The sequence below is a fragment of the Streptomyces sp. NPDC021224 genome, assembly GCF_044332905.1.
GTDB lineage: Bacteria > Actinomycetota > Actinomycetes > Streptomycetales > Streptomycetaceae > Actinacidiphila.
Map to the genome: position 1 here is coordinate 742,239 of NZ_JBIRPW010000002.1, position 20,184 is coordinate 762,422.

19 protein-coding genes are annotated in these 20,184 nt (G+C 73.9%); 13 read left to right on the top strand and 6 right to left on the bottom strand.

The features are described 5' to 3' along the window. Window positions 1–74: 74 nt before the first annotated feature. The 3 genes from ACH4PY_RS08480 (at window position 75) to hutI (ending at window position 4,185) form a co-directional block, all read left to right on the top strand. Window positions 75–1,271 carry an allantoate amidohydrolase gene (locus ACH4PY_RS08480; protein ID WP_398177646.1) on the top strand — a complete coding sequence of 399 codons (1,197 nt, stop codon included), beginning with the start codon at window positions 75–77 and terminating at the stop codon, window positions 1,269–1,271. Then, complete coding sequence (locus tag ACH4PY_RS08485) at window positions 1,262–2,674, top strand: formimidoylglutamate deiminase (RefSeq protein WP_398177430.1); 1,413 nt, start codon at window positions 1,262–1,264, stop codon at window positions 2,672–2,674. The genes ACH4PY_RS08480 and ACH4PY_RS08485 overlap by 10 nt, the downstream gene beginning before the upstream one ends. A 179-nt stretch (window positions 2,675–2,853) precedes the next feature. Then, a complete protein-coding gene (hutI, locus tag ACH4PY_RS08490) occupies window positions 2,854–4,185 on the top strand; it encodes an imidazolonepropionase (RefSeq protein ID WP_398177432.1) in 1,332 nt (443 codons plus the stop codon). Window positions 4,186–4,361: 176 nt separating this feature from the next. Here the strand turns inward: hutI and ACH4PY_RS08495 are convergent, their stop codons facing one another. Next, window positions 4,362–5,222: an RNA polymerase sigma factor SigF gene (locus ACH4PY_RS08495; RefSeq protein WP_398177435.1), complete on the bottom strand. Its 861-nt coding sequence runs from the start codon at window positions 5,220–5,222 to the stop codon at window positions 4,362–4,364. A gap of 271 nt (window positions 5,223–5,493) precedes the next feature. On the opposite strand from ACH4PY_RS08495, the gene ACH4PY_RS08500 reads away from it, so the two are divergent. Continuing rightward, window positions 5,494–5,862 carry an STAS domain-containing protein gene (locus ACH4PY_RS08500; RefSeq protein WP_398177438.1) on the top strand — a complete coding sequence of 123 codons (369 nt, stop codon included), beginning with the start codon at window positions 5,494–5,496 and terminating at the stop codon, window positions 5,860–5,862. A 139-nt stretch (window positions 5,863–6,001) separates the two neighbouring features. Continuing rightward, complete coding sequence (locus tag ACH4PY_RS08505; protein WP_398177440.1) at window positions 6,002–6,499, top strand: ATP-binding protein; 498 nt, start codon at window positions 6,002–6,004, stop codon at window positions 6,497–6,499. 135 nt (window positions 6,500–6,634) lie between these two features. Here the strand turns inward: ACH4PY_RS08505 and ACH4PY_RS08510 are convergent, their stop codons facing one another. Next, window positions 6,635–8,149, bottom strand: coding sequence for a PLP-dependent aminotransferase family protein (locus tag ACH4PY_RS08510; protein WP_398177443.1), 1,515 nt, complete (start codon window positions 8,147–8,149; stop codon window positions 6,635–6,637). Between the two features lie 47 nt (window positions 8,150–8,196). Here ACH4PY_RS08510 and ACH4PY_RS08515 point away from each other — a divergent pair, with 47 nt between their 5' ends. From ACH4PY_RS08515 to ACH4PY_RS08525, 3 genes are all read left to right on the top strand, one after another. Next, entirely contained in the window at window positions 8,197–8,700 is a 504-nt protein-coding gene (locus ACH4PY_RS08515) for a carboxymuconolactone decarboxylase family protein (protein ID WP_398177446.1), read from the top strand. Between the two features lie 126 nt (window positions 8,701–8,826). Continuing rightward, window positions 8,827–9,501, top strand: coding sequence for a response regulator transcription factor (locus ACH4PY_RS08520; RefSeq protein ID WP_031519470.1), 675 nt, complete (start codon window positions 8,827–8,829; stop codon window positions 9,499–9,501). A 12-nt stretch (window positions 9,502–9,513) separates the two neighbouring features. Then, window positions 9,514–10,779: an ATP-binding protein gene (locus tag ACH4PY_RS08525; RefSeq protein ID WP_398177450.1), complete on the top strand. Its 1,266-nt coding sequence runs from the start codon at window positions 9,514–9,516 to the stop codon at window positions 10,777–10,779. An 18-nt stretch (window positions 10,780–10,797) separates the two neighbouring features. Here ACH4PY_RS08525 and ACH4PY_RS08530 read toward each other — a convergent pair whose 3' ends face one another. Continuing rightward, a complete protein-coding gene (locus ACH4PY_RS08530) occupies window positions 10,798–11,316 on the bottom strand; it encodes a GtrA family protein (RefSeq protein WP_398177453.1) in 519 nt (172 codons plus the stop codon). Window positions 11,317–11,493: 177 nt separating this feature from the next. Here ACH4PY_RS08530 and ACH4PY_RS08535 point away from each other — a divergent pair, with 177 nt between their 5' ends. The 3 genes from ACH4PY_RS08535 to ACH4PY_RS08545 are packed head-to-tail and all read left to right on the top strand — an operon-like array spanning window position 11,494 to window position 14,415. After that, complete coding sequence (locus ACH4PY_RS08535) at window positions 11,494–12,645, top strand: 5-(carboxyamino)imidazole ribonucleotide synthase (RefSeq protein WP_398177456.1); 1,152 nt, start codon at window positions 11,494–11,496, stop codon at window positions 12,643–12,645. Beyond that, window positions 12,638–13,195: a 5-(carboxyamino)imidazole ribonucleotide mutase gene (purE, locus tag ACH4PY_RS08540; protein ID WP_398177459.1), complete on the top strand. Its 558-nt coding sequence runs from the start codon at window positions 12,638–12,640 to the stop codon at window positions 13,193–13,195. The genes ACH4PY_RS08535 and purE overlap by 8 nt, the downstream gene beginning before the upstream one ends. Before the next feature lie 35 nt (window positions 13,196–13,230). Then, window positions 13,231–14,415: a dipeptidase gene (locus tag ACH4PY_RS08545; RefSeq protein ID WP_398177462.1), complete on the top strand. Its 1,185-nt coding sequence runs from the start codon at window positions 13,231–13,233 to the stop codon at window positions 14,413–14,415. Between the two features lie 80 nt (window positions 14,416–14,495). On the opposite strand, the gene ACH4PY_RS08550 is transcribed toward ACH4PY_RS08545, so the two are convergent. Beyond that, window positions 14,496–14,864, bottom strand: a complete 369-nt coding sequence (locus ACH4PY_RS08550) for a VOC family protein (RefSeq protein WP_398177465.1) — start codon at window positions 14,862–14,864, stop codon at window positions 14,496–14,498. Window positions 14,865–14,967: 103 nt separating this feature from the next. Further along, entirely contained in the window at window positions 14,968–16,329 is a 1,362-nt protein-coding gene (locus tag ACH4PY_RS08555; protein ID WP_398177468.1) for a UDP-glucose dehydrogenase family protein, read from the bottom strand. A gap of 299 nt (window positions 16,330–16,628) precedes the next feature. Here ACH4PY_RS08555 and ACH4PY_RS08560 point away from each other — a divergent pair, with 299 nt between their 5' ends. Next, window positions 16,629–17,804, top strand: coding sequence for an acyl-CoA dehydrogenase family protein (locus ACH4PY_RS08560; protein WP_398177470.1), 1,176 nt, complete (start codon window positions 16,629–16,631; stop codon window positions 17,802–17,804). Window positions 17,805–18,017: 213 nt separating this feature from the next. Further along, a complete protein-coding gene (locus ACH4PY_RS08565) occupies window positions 18,018–18,728 on the top strand; it encodes an LAETG motif-containing sortase-dependent surface protein (RefSeq protein ID WP_398177473.1) in 711 nt (236 codons plus the stop codon). Between the two features lie 115 nt (window positions 18,729–18,843). Here the strand turns inward: ACH4PY_RS08565 and ACH4PY_RS08570 are convergent, their stop codons facing one another. Next, entirely contained in the window at window positions 18,844–20,088 is a 1,245-nt protein-coding gene (locus ACH4PY_RS08570) for an LCP family protein (protein WP_398177476.1), read from the bottom strand. Window positions 20,089–20,184 lie beyond the last annotated feature (96 nt).

Here is a 20,184-nt window from a genome sequence, read left to right on the forward strand (position 1 = left end):
GCGACACGGACCCCGGTACGGCCGCGGGCGCGGACGCCGACAGGGCCACGGCCCCCGGTGACGGCTTCCACACCATGTGGCGCGACCTCGCCGGGATCGGCCGGCACGCCCCCTCCGGCGGCTACCGGCGGCACGCCTGGACGCCCGCCGACGCCGACTGCCGGGAGTGGTTCCGCGCGCAGGCCGCCGCGCGCGGGCTGGCGTACGAGACCGACCGCAACGGCAACCAGTGGGCCTGGCTCGGCGACCCGGCCGCGGACGACGCCGTCGTCACCGGATCGCACCTGGACTCCGTGCCGGACGGCGGTGCCTTCGACGGCCCGCTCGGCGTCGTCTCCGCCTTCGCCGCGCTCGACGGCCTGCGTGCCCGCGGCGCCCGGCCGCGGCGCCCGCTGGGGATCGTCAACTTCACCGACGAGGAGGGCGCCCGCTTCGGGGTGGCCTGCGTCGGCTCCCGGCTGGCGGCCGGTCAGCTCGCCCCGGCCGACGCCCGCGCGCTGACCGGCGCCGACGGTGTGACGCTCGCGCGGGCGATGGAGCGCGCCGGGCAGGACCCGGACGCGATCGGGCCCGACCCCGCGCGCCTCGCCCGCATCGGCGCCTTCGTCGAACTGCACGTCGAGCAGGGCCGGGCACTGGACCTGGTCGGCGCGCCGGTCGGGGTGGCCTCGGCGATCTGGCCGCACGGCCGCTGGCGCTTCGACTTCCACGGCGAGGCCAACCACGCGGGCACCACCCGCCTGGAGGACCGGCGCGACCCGATGCTGACCTACGCCACCACCGTGCTCGCCGCGCGCAAGAAGGCCCGGCTGGCGGGCGCGCTCGCGACTTTCGGCAAGGTCGCGGTCGAGCCGAACGGGGTCAACGCCGTCGCCTCGCTCGTGCGCGGCTGGCTCGACTCGCGCGCCCCCGACGAGGACACGCTCGCCGCGGTCGTCGCCGCGATCGAGCAGGCCGCGGCCGAGCGCGGGACGCGCGACGGGGTGCGGGTGAGCGTCACCCGCGAATCGTTCACCCCCGTGGTGGAATTCGCCCACGAGCTGCGGGACCGCCTTGCCGCCCTGCTCGGAGCGGGTGCGCCGGTACCCGTTCTGCCCACCGGCGCGGGACACGACGCCGGAATCCTCTCCGCGGCCCTTCCGACCGCCATGCTGTTCGTACGCAACCCCACCGGCGTCTCGCACTCCCCGGCGGAACACGCCGCCGAGGACGACTGCGCCGCCGGAGTGTCCGCGCTCGCCGACGTATTGGAAGGTCTCGCGTGCAGGTGACGTACTGGCTGGAAAACGCGTGGCTCGGCACGCACGCCGCGCCCGGCATCCTCCTGACCCTGGCCGACGACCGGATCGCCGAGGTCCGCACCGGGGTCGAGCACCCACCGGCAGGCGCGACGGTGCTGCGCGGCCTGACCCTGCCGGGCCTGGCCAACGCCCACAGCCACGCCTTCCACCGCGCCCTGCGCGGTGTGGCCCAGATCGGCGCCCGCCCCGGCGCCCCGTCCGGCACGGGCCCGGACGGCGGAACGGGCGGTGCGGGCGCGCGCTCGGCGCCCACCTCCTTCTGGAGCTGGCGCGACGTCATGTACGACGTCGCGGGCGCCCTCGACCCGGACAGCTACTTCGCCCTCGCCCGCGCCGTCTACGCCGAGATGGCGCTCGCCGGCATCACCTGCGTCGGCGAGTTCCACTACCTGCACCACCAGCCGGACGGCACCCCGTACGCCGACCCCAACGCCATGGGCGAGGCGCTGATCGCCGCCGCGGGCGAGGCGGGCATCCGCATCACCCTGCTCGACACCGCCTACCTGCACGGCGGCTTCACCCGCACCGGCTACCGCCCGCTGGAGGGCGTGCAGCTGCGCTTCGGCGACGGCACCGCCGACCGCTGGTACGACCGCTGGTCGCGGCTCAAGGGCGAGGGCCACGCCAAGGTCGGCGCCGCGGTGCACTCGGTGCGCGCCTTCTCCGACCGCGACGGCTACCGGCTCTTCGCCGAGCGCACCGCGGACGTGCCCGTGCACATCCACCTGTCCGAGCAGACCGCGGAGAACCGGGCCTGCACGGCGCTGCACGGCCGCACCCCGGCCCGGCTGCTCGCCGACAACGGCTTCTGGCGCCCCAACACCACCGCCGTCCACGCCACGCACCTGACCGCGGGCGACATCGCGCTGCTCGGCACGGGCGGCGGCACCGTGTGCATGTGCCCCACCACCGAGCGGGACCTCGCCGACGGCATCGGCCCGGCGCCGCAACTGCGCCGCGCGGGCGTCCGGATGAGCCTGGGCAGCGACAGCCACGCCGTGATCGACCTGTTCGAGGAGGCGCGCGCGGTCGAGCTGAACGAACGCCTCCAGGCCCGCACCCGCGGCCACTGGACCGCCGCCCAGCTGCTGCGCGCGGCGACCGACGACGGCCACGCGAGCCTCGGCTGGCCCGACGCGGGCCGTCTGGAGCCGGGCGCGCTCGCCGACTTCACGACGATCGCGCTGGACACCGTACGGACCGCGGGCCCGCCGCCCCGGCTGGCCGGTGAGACGGCCGTATTCGCGGCCACGGCCGCGGACGTGCGGCACACCGTGGTGGGCGGGCGGCAGGTCGTACGCGACGGGCGGCACCTGCTCGTCCGGGACGTGCCCGGTGCCCTGGCCGCGGCGATCGGCGCCCTGCACCCCTGACCCCGGCCCGTACGCCCGGGACCCGCGGAGCCCCCGCGGCCCCGGCCCGTACGGCCGGCCCCCGCGGAACCCCGGCGACCAGCGCCCGGGCGACCAGCGAAACGGCCACCACGATCCCGGCCACCGGTGCCCCGGCCCCCCACGTCCCCCGCCCCCCGACGACCACGAGAGCACCCACGATGACGAGCAGCGGCACCGCGGAGGACCCGGCCACCCCGGCGGGCGCAGCGCACGCGACCGCTCCCGCGCGCGGCGCGGCCCCCGCCGCCTCCGCGCGCAGCCGCAGCACGCTCGTCACCGGCATCGGCAGCCTGCTCACCAACGATCCCTCCTTCGCCGCGGCCACGGACGACGGCTCGCTCGCCGCCCTCGGACTCCTCCCGGGCCCGGCGGCGGTCGTGATCGACGGCGACCGCATCGCCTGGCTGGGTCCCTCCAGCAAAGCACCCGCCACTGACAATCGGTTCGACGCGGGCGGCCGGGTGCTGCTCCCCGGCTTCGTGGACTCCCACTCCCACCTGCTCTTCGCGGGCGACCGGAGCCCGGAGTTCGCGGCCCGGATGGCTGGCCGCCCCTACACCGCGGGCGGCATCCGCACGACCGTCGCGGCGACCCGCGCGGCCGGCGACGCCGAACTGGCCGCGACCCTGGAGCGCTTCCTCGGGGAGGCGCTGCGGCAGGGCACGACGACCCAGGAGACCAAGTCCGGCTACGGCCTGACGACCCGTGACGAGGCCCGCGCGCTCGCGGTCGCCGCCCGGCACACCGACGAGGTGACGTATCTGGGCGCGCACGTCGTCCCGCCGGAGTTCGCCGCCGACCCGGACGGCTACGTCGCCCTGGTCACCGGCGAGATGCTGGACGCGTGCGCGCCGCACGCCCGCTGGATCGACGTCTTCTGCGAGCGGGGGGCCTTCGACGGCGACCAGGCCCGCGCGGTGCTCACCGCGGGCGCGGCGCGCGGCCTGGTCCCGCGTGTGCACGCGGGACAGCTGGGCCCCGGTCCGGGCGTGCGGCTGGCGGTGGAGCTGGGCGCGGCCTCGGCCGACCACTGCACGCACCTGACGGACGCCGACGTGGACGCGCTCGCGAGCGCCGCGGACACCACCGTGGCCACGCTGCTGCCCGGCGCCGAGTTCTCCACCCGCGCCCGCTACCCGGACGCGCGGCGGCTGCTGGACGCGGGCGTGACGGTGGCGCTGTCCACGGACTGCAACCCGGGCTCGTCCTTCACCACGTCGATGCCGTTCTGCGTCGCGGTCGCGGTGCGGGACATGGGCATGACCCCGGACGAGGCGGTGCACGCGGCCACCCACGGCGGCGCGCGGGCCCTGCGGCGTACCGACGTCGGCCGGATCGCGGTCGGCGCGCGCGCCGATCTGCTGCTGCTGGACGCGCCCAGCCACGTCCACCTCGCCTACCGCCCCGGGGTACCGCTGGCGGCGGCAGTGTGGAAGGCGGGCGCGCTGCGGTACGTCTCGCCCGCGCTGGACGGCGCGAAGCGCGGCTGAGAGCCGCGGGACGGCCGGAAAGCCCTCAGCGGCGCCCACGGGCCGCGCGGGGCGCCCAGTGGCCCCCGCACCACCCCCCGGGCCGCCCCAGGCGCTCAGCGGCGCCCACAGGCCCCGTCAGGGCCGCGGAGCCGCGTGCCCCACTGCTCCTCGACTACTGCTCGACTACTGCTCGGCTATTCCTCGACGAGCAGCCCGCGGCGCAGCCGTGACAGCGTGCGCGTGAGCAGTCGCGACACGTGCATCTGCGAGATGCCCAGCTCGTCGCCGATCTCGGCCTGCGTGAGGTTGCCGACGAAGCGCAGCGCCAGGATGGCCCGGTCGCGCTGCGGCAGCCCGGCGATCAGCGGCTTGAGGGACTCGACGTACTCGACGCCCTCCAGGTCGTGGTCCTCGTAGCCGATCCGGTCGGCGAGCGCGCCCTCCGGGTCGTCCTCGGCGGGCTGGGCGTCCAGCGAGCTGGCCGTGTAGGCGTTGCTCGCGGCCATGCCCTCGATGACCTCCTCCTCGGGGAGGTCCAGCCGCTCGGCCAGCTCGCGCACGGTGGGGGTGCGGTCCAGTCGCTGGGCCAGCTCGTCGCCCGCCTTGGCGAGATCGAGCCGCAGTTCCTGGAGGCGCCGCGGAACGCGCACCGACCAGCTGGTGTCGCGGAAGAAGCGCTTGATCTCGCCGACGATCGTCGGCATCGCGAAGGTCGGGAACTCCACCCCGCGGCTCAGCTCGAAGCGGTCGATCGCCTTGATCAGACCGATCGTGCCGACCTGGATGATGTCCTCCATCGGCTCGCTGCGGGTGCGGAAGCGGGCCGCGGCGAACTTGACCAGCGCGAGATTGAGTTCGACCAGGGTGTTGCGTACGTAGGCGTATTCCTGCGTGCCTTCTTCCAGGCCGTGCAGGCGGGCGAAGAGCGTCTTGGACAGGGCGCGCGCGTCGACCGGTCCGATCTCGTCGTAGGGGGGAATCTCCGGGAGCCCCTCAAGCCCCTCGCTTTGCTCCAGCGCTTGGTTCTCGTGATCCAGGCCGAGCCGGGGTGCCATCTGCTCCTCCTTGCGTGCGGCGGTCGGGCTGTGCCTCTGCCGTACCTCCACCCCTACGCCTGTTGTCCGGGGCGTCGCAAGTTCTCCGTCCGTCCTGGGCGTTTTGTCCGCATCTCATCGACTGCGCCGGGTAGGCGCCCGGTCATCGTGGGTGACCTCCGGCTTCCTGTCCAGGGCGGTGGTGCGCCGGTGCGCTCCGGGCGACTACCGTGCCACCCGGGAAGCGCGTAATCTCGTCAATCGCGTCACCACGAAGGGCGAAGGAGCGCACATGGACCGCGAGGCGGTCGGCACCGCAGGCCTCGGCAGGCTGCGGGTCGGGGTCGTGCAGCACGACCGCACAGCGGTCCTCACGCCTGCGGGCGAGCTGGACCACCACACTGCTGACCTGCTCAGCGAGCCGCTGGAGGCGGCCATCGACGCCGGTGCCCGGCGTCTGGTGGTCGACTGCTCGCAGTTGGAGTTCTGCGACTCGACGGGGCTCAACGTGCTGCTGAGCGCGCGGCTGCGGGCCGAGGCGCAGGGCGGCGCGGTGCACCTGGCCGCGATGCGGCCGACCGTCGCCCGGGTGCTGGAGATCACCGGCGCCGACGTGGTGTTCACGGTGCACGAGACATTGGATCAGGCACTTCGCGAGTAGCCGGAGCGGCCGGGGGGCGAACGGCGCGACGGGTGCCGCACGGGTGCCCGAGCTTTCCTGGACGCGGGACGTGTTCCGGGAGATCCTTCGGGCAGAAGACAGGACGGACCCAGACGTACATCCGTGAGGTGAGGCCTTGATGAGCACGACCCGGCCCTACGCCGCGGACGACCGTGGTCCGGAGACGGGCGCAACCGGCCGGAACGGGGGTACGGGCACCGTGGACCCCGACAACGCGCGGCGGTTGCCGCTCACCGGCGAGAGCGGCATCGTGCCGAGGGCCAGGGACTTCACGCGGCAGGCACTGCACGACTGGGGGTGGCTGCCCGCAGCCAGCGGTGACCGAAGAGCGGCCGCGGAGGACGTCCTCCTCGTGGTCTCCGAACTGGTCACCAACGCCTGCCTGCACGCGGGCGGCCCGGAGGAACTGCTGCTGCGGCGCAGCCCCAAGTCGCTGCGCCTGGAGGTCGTCGACGGCGGCCCCGGCGACCCCGCCCCGCGCACCCCGCACCGCGCGGGCCGCCCCGGCGGCCACGGCATGTTCATCGTCCAGCGCCTGTGTCTCGACTGGGGCGTGGTGCGCAACGCCGACCGCCCCGGCAAGACCGTCTGGGCCGAACTCGCCGTCCCCTCCTGACCCCTGGCGTTTCTTCTTACGCGACCGGTCCGCCACCGCGCACCGCGCCGCGCTCCGCACCGCCGCCACGCCCTCCGTGCCACGGCCGCGGACCCGGCCTTCTGCCACGGCGTGGCAATGTGCCGCGCCGTCACCTCACCCCCGCAGCGCGCGGGCCAGGGCGTCGAGGGCCGCGGGGTAGCCGCCCTCGCCCGGGGTGCCGTAGCCGACCACCAGGCCCTGCGGGCGGCCCGGCACCTCCGGGGCGTGCCAGTGCCCGCCCAGCGTGCCGACCGCGAGCCCCCGCGAGGCCGCCGCCCGCAGCACCTCCGCCTCGCCGGGGCCCTCCGGCGGCAGCCCCAGCAGCGCGTGCAGGCCCGCCGCGACACCGCGGACCTCGGCGCCCCCCGCGCCCGCGAGCCGGGCCACCAGCAGATCCCGGCGGCGCCGGTAGCGCAGCCGGGCGGCGCGCACGTGCCGGTCGTAGGAATGGCTGCCGATCATGTCGGCGAGCGCCAACTGGCCGACCGCGCCGGTGTGGTAGTCGCTGTAGAGCTTGGCCTGTGCGACCGGCTCCACCAGGTGCGCGGGCAGCACCATCCAGCCGAGCCGCAGCGCGGGCCCGAGCGTCTTGGAGGCCGTGCCCAGGTACACCACCTGCTCGGGCGCCGTGCCCTGCACCGCGCCCACCGGCTGCCGGTCGTAGCGGAACTCGCCGTCGTAGTCGTCCTCCACGACGAGGCCGCCGGTCCGCCGCGCCCAGGCGGTCAGCGCGTGCCGCCGGGAGGGGTGGAGGGGGACGCCCGTCGGGTACTGGTGCGCGGGCGTGACCACGACCGCGTCCGGCCCGCCCGCCCCCGTGCCCTCCGGCGGCCGGGCGCCCGACGCGTCGACCGGCAGTGGCACGACCCGCCCGCCGGCCCGCCGCACCACCTCGCGGTGGAAGGGCAGCCCGGGGTCCTCCATGCCCACCACGGGCCCGCCGGGCCGCCCGCCGCCCGCGCCCAGTACCCGTACGAGCAGCGAGAGCCCCTGCACATAGCCGGACACGACCACGATCCGCTCCGGGTCCGCGGCCACCCCGCGGGTCCGCCCGAGGTAGCCGGCGAGCGCGCCGCGCAGTTCGGCGGTGCCCCGCGGGTCGCCGTAGTCGTAGCCCGCGGACGGGGCGGCGGCCAGGGCGCGGCGGGTCGCGCGCAGCCAGGCCGCGGTGGGGAAGGCGGTCACGTCGGGGCTGCCCGGCCGCAGGTCGTGCCGGGGCCGGGGCGCCGCCGCCGAGCGCCCGGCCGGCGCGTCCCGCGCATCCTGCGGGCGGGGCGCCACCACCGTGCCCGAGCCCTGCCGGGCGGTCAGGTAGCCCTCGGCGGTGAGCTGGTCGTACGCGGCCTTGACCGTGCCGCGCGACAGGCCCGTCTGCTCGGCCAGCCGGCGGCTCGACGGCAGCCTGCTCCCCGGCGCGAGCCGCCCGGCGCGCACCGCCTCGCGCAGCGCCCGCTCCAGCGCCGCGCGCCGCCCGTACGCCCCGCCGCCCGCCTCCGGGTCCGGGCGCGGGCCGAGGTCCGGACGCAGGTCCAGGTGCAGATCGACCCCGGCGGCACCCGCCCGGCCACGCGGCGGCACCTTTGCGCCGGGCTCCGGCTCAAACCCCGAAGTGGGCCAGGATTCATCCATGGAAGTGGACCTTATATCGGGTCCACTGCGCCCGTACCGTCAACGGCATGAGCACTGAGACCACCCTCCCCGAAACCGCCGCCGCACCTGCGTCCCCCCTCGTCGTCCCCACCGTCCGGCTCGCCGTCGACCGCCTCGTCCCGCACGTCAACCGCGCCATGAACGCGCTGGACGCCGCCGCCCGCGAGGTCAGCCTGGAGGCCCCGCTGCTGGAACTGGTGCGGGCCCGCGCCTCGCAGCTCAACGGCTGCGCCTACTGCGTCGACACGCACACCAGGGACGCCAGGGAGGGCGGGGAGAGCGAGCAGCGGCTGTACGCGCTGCCGGTGTGGCGCGAGACACCGTTCTTCACCGCGCGCGAGCGGGCCGCGCTGGAGCTGACCGAGGCGGTCACCCGGCTCGCCGACGGCCACGTCCCCGACGAGGTCTTCGCGCGCGCCGCCGCGGAGTTCGAGGAGGTCCAGCTCGCCGAACTGATCTGGGCGATCACCGTCATCAACGCCTGGAACAGGCTCGGCGCCACCGCCCGCCCCTGGCCGCTGGCGTCCTGACCTCGGCACGTCCGGGGCCGCCGCCGTGTCCCGCGCGCGCACCGTACGGGGGCCTCGCGCGGGGCGGCGGCAGCGGCCTGTGTACCACCACCTCGCGCCCCCGGGGCGCGGACTACCATCAAGCCCATGACCCGCGTACTTCTGGCCGAGGACGACGCATCCATCTCGGAACCCCTCGCGCGCGCCCTGCGCCGCGAGGGCTACGAGGTCGAGGTGCGCGAGGACGGACCCGGCGCGCTGGAGACGGCGCTGCTCGGCGCCGTCGACCTGGTGGTGCTCGACCTGGGCCTGCCCGGGATGGACGGCCTGGAGGTGTGCCGGCGGCTGCGCACCGAGGGCCACACCTTCCCGGTGCTGGTCCTGACCGCGCGCGCCGACGAGGTCGACACCGTGGTCGGCCTCGACGCCGGGGCGGACGACTACGTGACCAAGCCCTTCCGGCTCGCCGAACTGCTGGCCCGTGTCCGGGCCCTGCTGCGGCGCGGCACGACCGAGCCCGCGCAGGCCCCGACGCACGGCGTGCGGATCGACGTCGAGTCGCACCGCGCCTGGATGGGCGACGACGAACTCCAGCTCACCGCCAAGGAGTTCGACCTGCTGCGGGTGCTGGTGCGGGACGCCGGCCGGGTGGTGACCCGTGAGCAGCTGATGCGCGAGGTGTGGGACACCACGTGGTGGTCCTCCACCAAGACCCTCGACATGCACATCTCCTGGCTGCGCAAGAAGCTGGGCGACGACGCGGCGAACCCGCGGTACATCTCCACGGTGCGCGGGGTCGGTTTCCGGTTCGAGAAGAACTGACGCGCGGCACCCGTGCGCCGTCGTCTCATCTCCTCCACGCTCGCCGTGGTGCTGGCGGTCATCGCCGTCTTCGGGCTGTCCCTGGTGCTGGTGGAGTCGCGCACCATCGAGAGCAGCGCGCGCGACGGTGTCGAGTCCGAGGCGGTGCGGCTGGTCGGGATCGTCGAGAACCGCATACTGGCCGGTGAGAGCATCGACGCCAAGGGCCTGGACCGGCAGATCGCCGCGGACCGCTACGCCGTCGTCCGGGTGCCGGGCCGTCCGCCCGTCACCCTCGGCAAGCGCCCGCGCGGCGACGCCATCGCCTCCACCCAGCGCGGCGACCACGGCGAGTCCGTCACCGTGGAGCAGTCGCGCTCCACGGTCAGCCGGGAGATCTGGCGCAATGTCCTGGTGATACTGGCCGTCGCGCTGCTCGCCGTGCTAGCCGCGGTGGGCCTCGCGGTGTGGCAGGCGCGGCGGCTCGCCAGCCCGCTCAGCGACCTGGCGGCGACCGCCGAGCGCCTCGGCTCCGGCGACCCCCGCCCGCGCCACCGCCGTTACGGGGTGCCGGAGCTGGACCGGATCGCCGACGTGCTGGACTCCAGTGCCGAGCGCATCGGGCGGATGCTCACCGCCGAGCGGCGGCTCGCCTCTGACGCCTCGCACCAGCTGCGCACGCCGCTGACCGCGCTGTCGATGCGGCTGGAGGAGATCGTCGCCACCGACGACCAGGAGACGGTCAAGGAGGAGGCGTCGATCGCGCTCGGCCAGGTCGAGCGGCTGACCGACGTGGTGCAGCGGCTGCTGACCAACGCCCGCGACCCGCGCACCGGCTCGGCGGTCTACTTCGACCTCGACGAGGTCATCAAGCAGCAGGTCGAGGAGTGGCGCCCGGCGTACAGCAACGAGAAGCGCGCCATCGTCCGCTCCGGCACCCCGTCGCTGCGGGCGGTCGGCACGCCCGGCGCGGTGGCGCAGGTGCTCGCCACGCTCATCGAGAACTCGCTCATGCACGGTGCCGGCACGGTCGCCCTGCGCACCCGGGTGACCGGCAACCAGGCCGTCGTCGAGGTCACCGACGAGGGCCGCGGGGTGCCCCCGGACCTGGGCGCGCGGGTCTTCGAGCGCACCGTCAGCGGCCGCAACTCCACCGGTCTCGGCCTCGCCCTGGCCCGCGACCTCGCCGAGGCGGACGGCGGGCGGCTCGAACTGCTCCAGCAGCGCCCGCCGGTCTTCGCGCTCTTCCTGGCCCGCGAGATGCAGCCCCCGCCGCCGCGCGAGGACATCGTGAGCTGAGGCCCGGGGCCGCGGCGGTCAGCGCGCCGAGCGCGCCCCGCCCTCGGTGCCCTCGGCCAGCAGCGACTCGGCCTCCTCCACCGTCTCGGCCATCGCCCGCTTCGCGGGCGCCACCCGGAAGACCCAGGTGCGGTAGGACCAGAAGCGGAAGAGGGTGGCCAGGCCCACGCCGAGGAACTTGAAGATGTTGCTCTGCAGCGTGCTGTCCCAGTGGAAGCCGTACGTCGCCACGTACAGGATGCCGTTCTCGATCACCAGGCCGACGCAGCTGAAGGCGAGGAAGAGCGCCATCTCGCGGGCCCGGCCCTCGCGGTCCCGGTCACGGTAGGTGAAGTAGCGGAACCCGACGTAGTTGAAGACGATCGACACCAGGGTCGCGAGGACACTCGCGCGGACGGTCTGCAGGCCGGTGAGATGGCGCAGCAGGTTGTACACGCCGAAGTTCACCAGCAGGCCGGCCCCGCCCACCGCGCCGAACTTCACGATCTCGCGGTACATCAGCGCCAGCTGGGCGCGCAGCGCGTTGATTCCGCTCATGGTGATCGCTCGGCCCTGTCTGTAGGGGTCGTTGTGACGGTTGTGTGTCCTCATGCTAACGGGCCACGCCGGGCCACCGCGGAGCCGTCCGGCGTTCGGGCGCCCGTCGCACGGCGGATACCCTGGTAGGGCCCACCCCGGGGGATCCGCCCCCGCGCACCACCGGCAGGACGCATCGTGACATTCCCCGTAGTCGGCATGGTCGGCGGCGGCCAGCTCGCCCGTATGACGCACGAGGCAGGCATCCCGCTCGGCATCAGGTTCCGGATCCTCAGCGACACCCCGCAGGACTCCGCGGCGCAGGTGGTCTCCGACGTCACCGTCGGCGACTACCGCGACCTCGACACACTGCGGGCCTTCGCCCGCGGCTGCGACGTGATCACCTTCGACCACGAGCACGTCCCCGGCGAGCACCTGCGGGTGCTGGAGTCCGAGGGCGTCGTCGTACGGCCCGGGTCCGCCGCGCTGCTGCACGCGCACGACAAGGGCGTGATGCGCGCCCGGCTCGCCGAGATCGGCATCCCCTGCCCGCGCAACCGCATCGTCGCCGACCCCGCGGACGTCACCCGCTTCGCGGCCGAGGGCAGCGGCTACCCGGTGGTCCTCAAGACCGTGGTCGGCGGCTACGACGGCAAGGGCGTGTGGTTCGTGCGCTCCGAGGCCGACGCGGCGGACGCCTTCAAGGCGGGCGTCGACGTGCTCGCCGAGGAGCGCGTCGACTTCGTGCGCGAGCTGGCCGCGAACGTCGTGCGCTCCCCGCACGGGCAGGCCGTGGCCTATCCCGTGGTGGAGTCGGTGCAGGTCGACGGCGTGTGCGACACGGTGGTCGCGCCCGCGCCGGACCTGCCGGAGGAGCTGTCGGCGCAGGCCCAGCAGCTCGCCCTGACGGTGGCGCGCGAGCTGGACGTCGTCGGGCACCTCGCCGTCGAGCTGTTCGAGACCCGCGGCCGGGACGGCACACCGGGGATCCTCGTCAACGAACTGGCGATGCGCCCGCACAACAGCGGCCACTGGACCATCGACGGCGCCGCCACCTCGCAGTTCGCCAACCACCTGCGCGCGGTGCTGGACCTGCCGCTCGGCGACCCGCGCCCGCGCGCCCGCTGGACGGTCATGGCCAATGTGCTGGGCGGCGACTACCCCGACATGTACGCGGGCTACCTGCACTGCATGGCCCGCGACCCCGGTCTGAAGATCCACATGTACGGCAAGGACGTGAAGCCCGGCCGCAAGGTGGGCCACGTCACCGCTTACGGCGCCGACCTGCCCGCGGTGCGCGAGCGCGCCCGGCACGCGGCCGACTACCTGCGAGGGACGATCGATGAGTGAAGCGCCCGCCACGTCCGGTCCGAGCACCGCGGGGCCCGCGGTCGGCATCGTCATGGGCTCGGACTCCGACTGGCCGGTGATGGAGGCCGCTGCCGAGGCGCTCGGCGAGTTCGGCGTCCCCTTCGAGGTCGACGTCGTCTCGGCGCACCGCATGCCGCGCGAGATGATCGCGTACGGCGAGCAGGCCGCCGGGCGCGGGCTCAAGGCGATCATCGCGGGCGCGGGCGGCGCCGCCCATCTGCCGGGCATGCTCGCCTCCGTCACCCCGCTGCCGGTCATCGGCGTGCCGGTGCCGCTGAAGTACCTGGACGGCATGGACTCGCTGCTGTCCATCGTGCAGATGCCGGCCGGTGTGCCGGTCGCGACCGTCTCGGTGGCCGGCGCCCGCAACGCCGGACTGCTCGCCGTCCGCATCCTGGCCGCGCACGACACCGCCCTCCAGGACCGGATGCGGGACTTCCAGCAGTCGCTGAACGACCAGGCCACCGAGAAGGGCCGCCGGCTGCGCGGCAAGGTCGAGGGCACGGGCGGTTTCGGCTTCGGGCAGTAGCCGGCCGGGCGGGGCGGCCCGCATAGGGTGCGGTCATGGACTATCTCGCCCGCGCCCGTGACCTGCTCGCCGCCCATCCCGTCGTGGACGGCCACAACGACCTGCCGTGGGCGCTGCGCGAGCACGTCGCGTACGACCTGGACCGCCTCGACGTCTCCGCCGACCAGAGCGGCCTGCTGCACACCGACCTGCCCCGGCTGCGGGCGGGCGGCGTCGGCGGGCAGTTCTGGTCGGTGTACGTCTCCGTCGAGCTGTCCGGCGCGGACGCCGTCACCGCGACGCTGGAGCAGATCGACGTCGTCCGCAGGCTCGCCGAGCGCTTCCCCGACGACCTGGCGCTCGCGCTGACCGCCGACGACATGGAGCAGGCCCGGGCACAGGGCCGTATCGCGTCGCTGATGGGCGCGGAGGGCGGGCACAGCATCGACAACTCGCTGGGCGTCCTGCGGTCCCTGTACGCCCTCGGGGTGCGCTACATGACGCTCACCCACAACACCAACACCGCGTGGGCGGACTCGGCGACCGACGAGCCCGCCGCGGGGGGCCTGACCGCCTTCGGCGAGGAGGTCGTCCGGGAGATGAACCGGCTGGGCATGCTGGTGGACCTCAGCCATGTCTCGGCCGACACCATGCGCGCCGCGCTGCGCGTCACCGAGGCGCCGGTGCTCTTCTCGCACTCCTCGGCCCGCGCGGTGTGCGACCACGTCCGCAACATCCCCGACGACGTCCTCGCGGCCCTGCCCGGCAACGGCGGCGTGGCCATGGCCACGTTCGTGCCGAAATTCGTGGCTCCCGCGGCCATCGAGTGGACGCTCGCGGCCGACGCCAACATGCGCGAGCACGGCCTGCACCACCTGGACACCACCCCCGCGGGGATGGCCGTGCAGCGGGCCTTCGAGGCCGCGCACCCGCGCCCGGTGGCCACCGCGGCGACCGTCGCCGACCACCTGGACCACATGCGCGCTGTCGCGGGCGTCGACCACATCGGCCTCGGCGGCGACTACGACGGCACCGCCTTCACCCCGCAGGACATGGCCGACGTCACCGGCTACCCGCAGCTCGTCGCCGAGCTGCTGCGGCGCGGCTGGTCCGACACCGACCTGGCCAAGCTGACCTGGGGCAACGCGGTGCGGGTGCTGCGCGACGCGGAATCCGCCGCGACCGCGATCCGGCGCCGCCGCGGCCCCTCGGCGGCGACCCCGGCCCGGCTCGACGGCTGACCGCCCGCGGCGGAGGGGATACGGGACACCGCCCCGGGCCCCCTCCCGCGCCGCTCGGCCCGCGTGTCCGGCCCGCGCGTTCAGCCCGCGCACAGGCAGAACGGATGCCCCGCGGGGTCGGCGTAGACGCGCCAGTTGCGCGAGCCGCCCAGGTCGTCCTCCAGCAGGGTCGCGCCGAGCGCGAGGACCTTCCGCTCCGCCTCGTCCATCTCGGCCCGCGGCACCCGCACGTCCAGGTGGAACTGCTGCGGGCGCTCGGGGTCGGGCCAGGCCGGCGGGCGGTGCCCGGTGGCGAGCTGGAAGGACAGGTCGGCGCCGTCCCCGCGCTTGAGGTCGATCCAGGTCTCGTCCTCCGCCTCCACCTCGCCGCCGAGCAGCTCGGCGTAGAAGGCGGCGAGCGCGGCGGGGTCGGGACAGTCGAGGACGACGGAGATCAGCCGGCCGATCATGGCGGGTCCTTTCAGCAGGTGTCGCCGCCCGGTCCGGGCGGCGCCGACCTGCACCATCATGACGGGACCCACCGACAACCCGGCGGCCGGGCCGGGCTCGGCCTCAGGCGTTGGGGCGGCCCATCGCCCGGTAGGTCCAGCCCGCCTTGCGCCACAGCGCGGCGTCCAGGGCGTTGCGGCCGTCCAGCACCACGCGGCCGCGGGCGACCTCGGCGAGCACGGACGGGTCCAGCTCGCGGAATTCCCGCCACTCCGTCAGGTGCAGCACCACGTCGGCGCCGCGGACCGCGTCCAGCGCGGTGGGGGCGTAGCCGAGGGTGGGGAAGTGCAGCCGGGCGTTCTCCATGCCCTTGGGGTCGTAGACGGTGACCTGGCCGCCCTGGAGCTGGATCTGTCCGGCGACGTTGAGTGCGGGGGAGTCCCGTACGTCGTCGGAGTCGGGCTTGAAGGTGGCGCCGAGCACCGCGATCCGGCGGCCCAGGAAACCGGACCCCGGGCCCTGGGCGGAGGCGGCGAGCGCCTCACGGGCCATCTCCACCATCTGGGTGCGGCGCCGCATGTTGGTCGAGTCGACCTCGCGCAGGAAGGTCAGCGCCTGGTCGGCGCCCAGCTCACCGGCGCGGGCCATGAAGGCGCGGATGTCCTTGGGCAGGCAGCCGCCGCCGAAGCCGATGCCGGCCCGCAGGAACTTGGCGCCGATCCGGTCGTCGTAGCCGATCGCCTCGGCGAGCACCGCGACGTCGCCGCCGGCCGCCTCGCTGACCTCGGCCATCGCGTTGATGAAGGAGATCTTGGTGGCGAGGAAGGCGTTGGCCGCGGTCTTGACCAGTTCCGCGGTGGGGTAGTCCGCGACGACGAACGGCGTGCCTTCTGCGACGGGCGTGGCGTAAACCTCCCGCAGCAGGTTCTCCGCGTGCTCGCTGCGCACCCCGACCACGATCCGGTCCGGGTGCAGGGTGTCCTGCACGGCGAAGCCCTCGCGGAGGAATTCCGGGTTCCAGGCGAGTTCGGCGTCCGCGCCGGCCGGCGCCAGGGCGCTCAGCGTCTCGGCGAGCCGCGCCGCGCTGCCCACCGGGACCGTGGACTTGCCCACCACCAGCGCGGGCCGCCGCAGCAGCGGTGCCAGCCGCTCGAAGGCGCTCTCCACGTAGCTCATGTCGCACGCGTACTCGCCCTGCTTCTGCGGGGTGTTGACGCACACGAAGTGCACGTCGCCGAAGTCGGCGACCTCCTCCCACGACATGGTGAAGCGCAGCCGTCCGGTGGAGCCCTCGATGCCGGCCACGTGCCGGGCGAGGATGTCCTCCAGACCGGGCTCGTACATCGGCACCCGGCCCTGCGCGAGCAGCTCGATCTTGCGCGGGTCGATGTCGAGCGCGAGCACGTCGAAACCCAGCTCGGCCATGGCCGCGGCGTGCGTGGCACCGAGGTATCCGGTGCCGATCACGGTCAGCTTGAGAGGCATGGGCCGAGCATAGTCGGCACGTCCCCGGCCGAAGGAGGGGTGTGACCCGCCTTCCTGGCCGCCGCCGCGCCCCAGGTCACCACTGTGCTCACTCCCGGCGCTCACTCCCGGCTCACCCCCGTGCCCGCCCCGCACTCACCCCCGTGCTCCGAGTGGCGCGGGCCGGGAACGGGTAGGGGGCGCGGTGGTGGCCTTGTGCTGTCGTGAAGGTCACGTACGCCGGGCTGCGGAGGCGGCCCTAGGATCGTAGGATCAATCAGGTTACTTAACGGTAATTAGCACTCGGGGAGTGAGACTCTGTGGCCGGATCCTCCGACTTCGACCTTTTCCGGACCTCCGAAGAGCACGACATGCTGCGGGACGCCGTGCGCTCCCTCGCCGAGGCGAAGATCGCGCCCTTCGCCGCCGAGGTGGACGAGCAGGGCCGCTTCCCACAGGAGGCCAGGGACGCGCTGGAGGCCAACGACCTGCACGCGATCCACGTGCCCGAGGCGTACGACGGGGCGGGCGCCGACGCGCTGTCGACCGTCATCGTGATCGAGGAGGTGGCGCGGGTCTGCGCGTCCTCCTCGCTCATCCCGGCGGTCAACAAGCTCGGCTCGCTGCCCGTGCAGCTGTCCGGCTCCGAGGAGCTGAAGGCGCGCTACCTCGGCGCGCTCGCCCGCAAGGAGGGCATGTTCTCGTACGCCCTGTCGGAGCCCGAGGCGGGCTCGGACGCGGCGGGCATGAAGACCCGCGCGGTACGCGACGGCGACACCTATGTGCTCAACGGCGTCAAGCGCTGGATCACCAACGCCGGGGTCTCCGACTTCTACACGGTCATGGCCGTGACCGACCCCGACAAGCGCTCCAAGGGCATCTCCGCCTTCGTGGTGGAGAAGGGCGACGAGGGCGTCTCCTTCGGCGCCCCGGAGAAGAAGCTCGGTATCAAGGGCTCCCCGACCCGCGAGGTCTACCTCGACAACGTCCGCATCCCCGCCGACCGCATGATCGGCGCGGAGGGCACCGGCTTCGCGACCGCGATGCGCACCCTCGACCACACCCGCATCACCATCGCCGCGCAGGCCCTCGGCATCGCCCAGGGCGCCCTCGACTACGCCAAGGGCTACGTGGCCGAGCGCAAGCAGTTCGGCAAGGCCATCGCCGAGTTCCAGGGCATCCAGTTCATGCTCGCCGACATGGCCATGAAGCTGGAGGCCGCCCGCCAGCTCACCTACTCCGCCGCCGCCCGCTCCGAGCGCGCCTCGGCCGGCAGCAAGGACGAGGACCTCACCTTCTTCGGCGCCGCGGCCAAGTGCTACGCCTCCGACGTGGCCATGTCCATCACCACCGACGCCGTCCAGCTCCTCGGCGGCTACGGGTACACGCGCGACTACCCGGTCGAGCGGATGATGCGCGACGCCAAGATCACGCAGATCTACGAGGGCACCAACCAGGTCCAGCGGATCGTCATGGCGCGGAACCTGCCCGCGTAGCAACTCTGTAACAGCCGAGGCGTGAGATGCGCGAAGAGCACCCTGCCCGGGTGCTCTTTGTGTGTCTGGGGTCGAGTTGTGGTCGGTTTGCGATCAATTGACAAGCCCGCGCGAGGACTTGTAGAGCTGTGGAAGCCATCAGCCGGACGGGGGCCGTCGTAGGAGCTGACCGGCGTCCACCACGCTTGTGATCCGATCCCGTGAAGGGAAGACGTGTCCATTAACCGCCGCACCGCCATAGCGGTGCGTTCCATAGGCGTCGCCTCCGCCGCTGCCGCTCTGGCGCTGGGCGTTGCAGGCAGCGCGTTCGCATGCTCCATCACCGAGTTCACGGCGTCCGCCGGGTGCGACAACGCCAACCACGGCTTCATCACCGTGGTCGACAAGGACAGCAGCACGGCCGTGGACATCACGGTCTCGCAGGGAACGACCCCGGTCGGCACCCAGACCGGCGTCAAGGGCACCCGCAAGGGCACCGAGTTCACCTTCCCGGTGGAGTGGACGCCCAACACCGAGTACAGCGTCCACGTCGTGCGCTCCGCGGGCGGCAAGAACGCCGAGGTCGGCACCACCAAGGTGACGACCCCGGACAAGGCCTGCGCCACCGTCACCCCGCCCGAGCAGGGCGGCAACGGCGGCGACACCGGTGGCGACACGGGCGGCAGCCCGTCGCCGTCGACCAGCGCCACCGCCACGCCGACCGAGAGCGCCTCGGCCACGCCGTCCGCGAGCACCAGCGCCCCGGCCGCCCCGGTCGACGACACCAACGCGCCGAAGCCCGCCGCGGGCGGTCAGTCCAACCTGGCCGAGACCGGTGGCGGCAGCAACACCGGCATGATCGCCGGTATCGCCGCCGCGCTCGTCGTGGCCGGCGGTGGCACCGTCTTCTTCATGCGCCGCCGCAAGCCCGCCGCGCACAACTGACGCCACCCGGCCGCACACGCCGACAGCCCCGGCATCCCGTCGCAGGACGGGGGCCGGGGCTGTCGGCGTACCGGGTGCCGGGCCGCTCGCGGGGCCCGGCGCGACACCGGCGGCACTACTTGGTGGCGGTCACCTTGTCGTCGTTCTGCAGTTCGCCGAAGAGCGTCTTGGCCTTCGTCATGTCCCACTTGACGGCGTCGCCGTCGCTCGCCGTCTGGTAGTTGGCGTTGGATATCGGCACGGTCAGGGACTGGCCGTCGCCGCCGCTGACGCCCTTCATCGCGAAGAACATCGACGCGAGGTTGCGCAGGCTCATGTCCTTGTCGACGACCAGGGTGTCCAGGCCCGAGCCGATGACCGGGTAGAGCTTGAACGGGTTGAGGATCGTCCAGGGCGAGGCCGCCTGGTGGGCGATGGCCGACAGGAACTGCTGCTGGTGCCGCATCCGGCCGAGGTCCTGGTCGGCCTCCTGGTGCCGCTCGCGGACGAAGGTCAGCGCCTGCTTGCCGTTCATCCTGACGTCGCCGGCCTTCGGGAAGTCCGCGCCGGACGCCTTGTCGACCAGCGGCTTGTCCAGGTGGATCGTCACACCGCCGAGCGCGTTCACCAGGTTGACGAAGCCCGCGAAGCCGATCTCCGCGTAGTGGTCGATGTGGATGCCGGTGTTGTACTCGACCGTCCGCGTCAGCAGCTCCGGGCCGCCGTCGGCGTAGGCCTTGTTGAGCTTGTGCTGCGAGGCGGGGTAGCGCTTGTGGGTGCGCTCGCCGGTGAAGGCGGGGATGGTCACGTAGGAGTCGCGCGGCAGGCTCAGCATCGTCGTGCCGTTGCTGCCGGTGTGCAGGATCATCATCGAGTCGGTGCGCTGGCCCTCGGCGGCGCCGGTGTGCAGGTCCTTCTCGTCCGCCTTGGTCAGCCCCTCCCGGCTGTCCGAGCCGACGATCAGATAGTTGGTGCCCTTGCCCGCGGCCGGGCGGTCCTCGACCTTGCTCAGGTCGACCTCGCGCCGCACCTTGCCGTCGGCCCAGAAGTAGGTGGACACCGACACCACGATCAGCACCACGACCAGGCCGAGCGCGGTGTACGCGACCCTGCGCCGGGTGATCCAGCTCAGCCGGCCGCCGGGCCCGCCGGGCCCGCCGGCACCGGTGGACGGGGGGCCGTAGCCGCCGCCGTCCGGCGGTCCGGACGGCCGCGGGATCGCCCCCGGCGGCAGCCGGTCGCCGCGCTGCGGGGTGCGGGTCGGCTGCGGCGGGACCCCGCCTGCGGCGGCGGCCCGGCGCGGCGACAGTTCGGGCGGCAGCGGCGGCTCGTTGCGCCGGCGCTGCTCGGTGTCATCGCTCCAACCGTTCATCCCACTCATGTCGGCCAGTGTGCCCGGGTGCGGCGTGGGACCTTGAATCCAGGGCGGTTCTGTAGCAGACCCGATGCATTCGGCCACGAGCCGCAGCTGTTTCGT

Coding starts and splice junctions, on each gene's coding strand:
- ACH4PY_RS08570 (WP_398177476.1), bottom strand. CDS start 20,088: ATGAGTGGGATGAACGGTTGGAGCGATGACACCGAGCAGCGCCGGCGC.
- ACH4PY_RS08520 (WP_031519470.1), top strand. CDS start 8,827: ATGACCCGCGTACTTCTGGCCGAGGACGACGCATCCATCTCGGAACCC.
- purE (WP_398177459.1), top strand. CDS start 12,638: ATGAGTGAAGCGCCCGCCACGTCCGGTCCGAGCACCGCGGGGCCCGCG.
- hutI (WP_398177432.1), top strand. CDS start 2,854: ATGACGAGCAGCGGCACCGCGGAGGACCCGGCCACCCCGGCGGGCGCA.
- ACH4PY_RS08480 (WP_398177646.1), top strand. CDS start 75: ATGTGGCGCGACCTCGCCGGGATCGGCCGGCACGCCCCCTCCGGCGGC.
- ACH4PY_RS08530 (WP_398177453.1), bottom strand. CDS start 11,316: ATGAGCGGAATCAACGCGCTGCGCGCCCAGCTGGCGCTGATGTACCGC.
- ACH4PY_RS08505 (WP_398177440.1), top strand. CDS start 6,002: ATGAGCACGACCCGGCCCTACGCCGCGGACGACCGTGGTCCGGAGACG.
- ACH4PY_RS08555 (WP_398177468.1), bottom strand. CDS start 16,329: ATGCCTCTCAAGCTGACCGTGATCGGCACCGGATACCTCGGTGCCACG.
- ACH4PY_RS08545 (WP_398177462.1), top strand. CDS start 13,231: ATGGACTATCTCGCCCGCGCCCGTGACCTGCTCGCCGCCCATCCCGTC.
- ACH4PY_RS08500 (WP_398177438.1), top strand. CDS start 5,494: ATGGACCGCGAGGCGGTCGGCACCGCAGGCCTCGGCAGGCTGCGGGTC.
- ACH4PY_RS08550 (WP_398177465.1), bottom strand. CDS start 14,864: ATGATCGGCCGGCTGATCTCCGTCGTCCTCGACTGTCCCGACCCCGCC.
- ACH4PY_RS08510 (WP_398177443.1), bottom strand. CDS start 8,149: ATGGATGAATCCTGGCCCACTTCGGGGTTTGAGCCGGAGCCCGGCGCA.
- ACH4PY_RS08515 (WP_398177446.1), top strand. CDS start 8,197: ATGAGCACTGAGACCACCCTCCCCGAAACCGCCGCCGCACCTGCGTCC.
- ACH4PY_RS08495 (WP_398177435.1), bottom strand. CDS start 5,222: ATGGCACCCCGGCTCGGCCTGGATCACGAGAACCAAGCGCTGGAGCAA.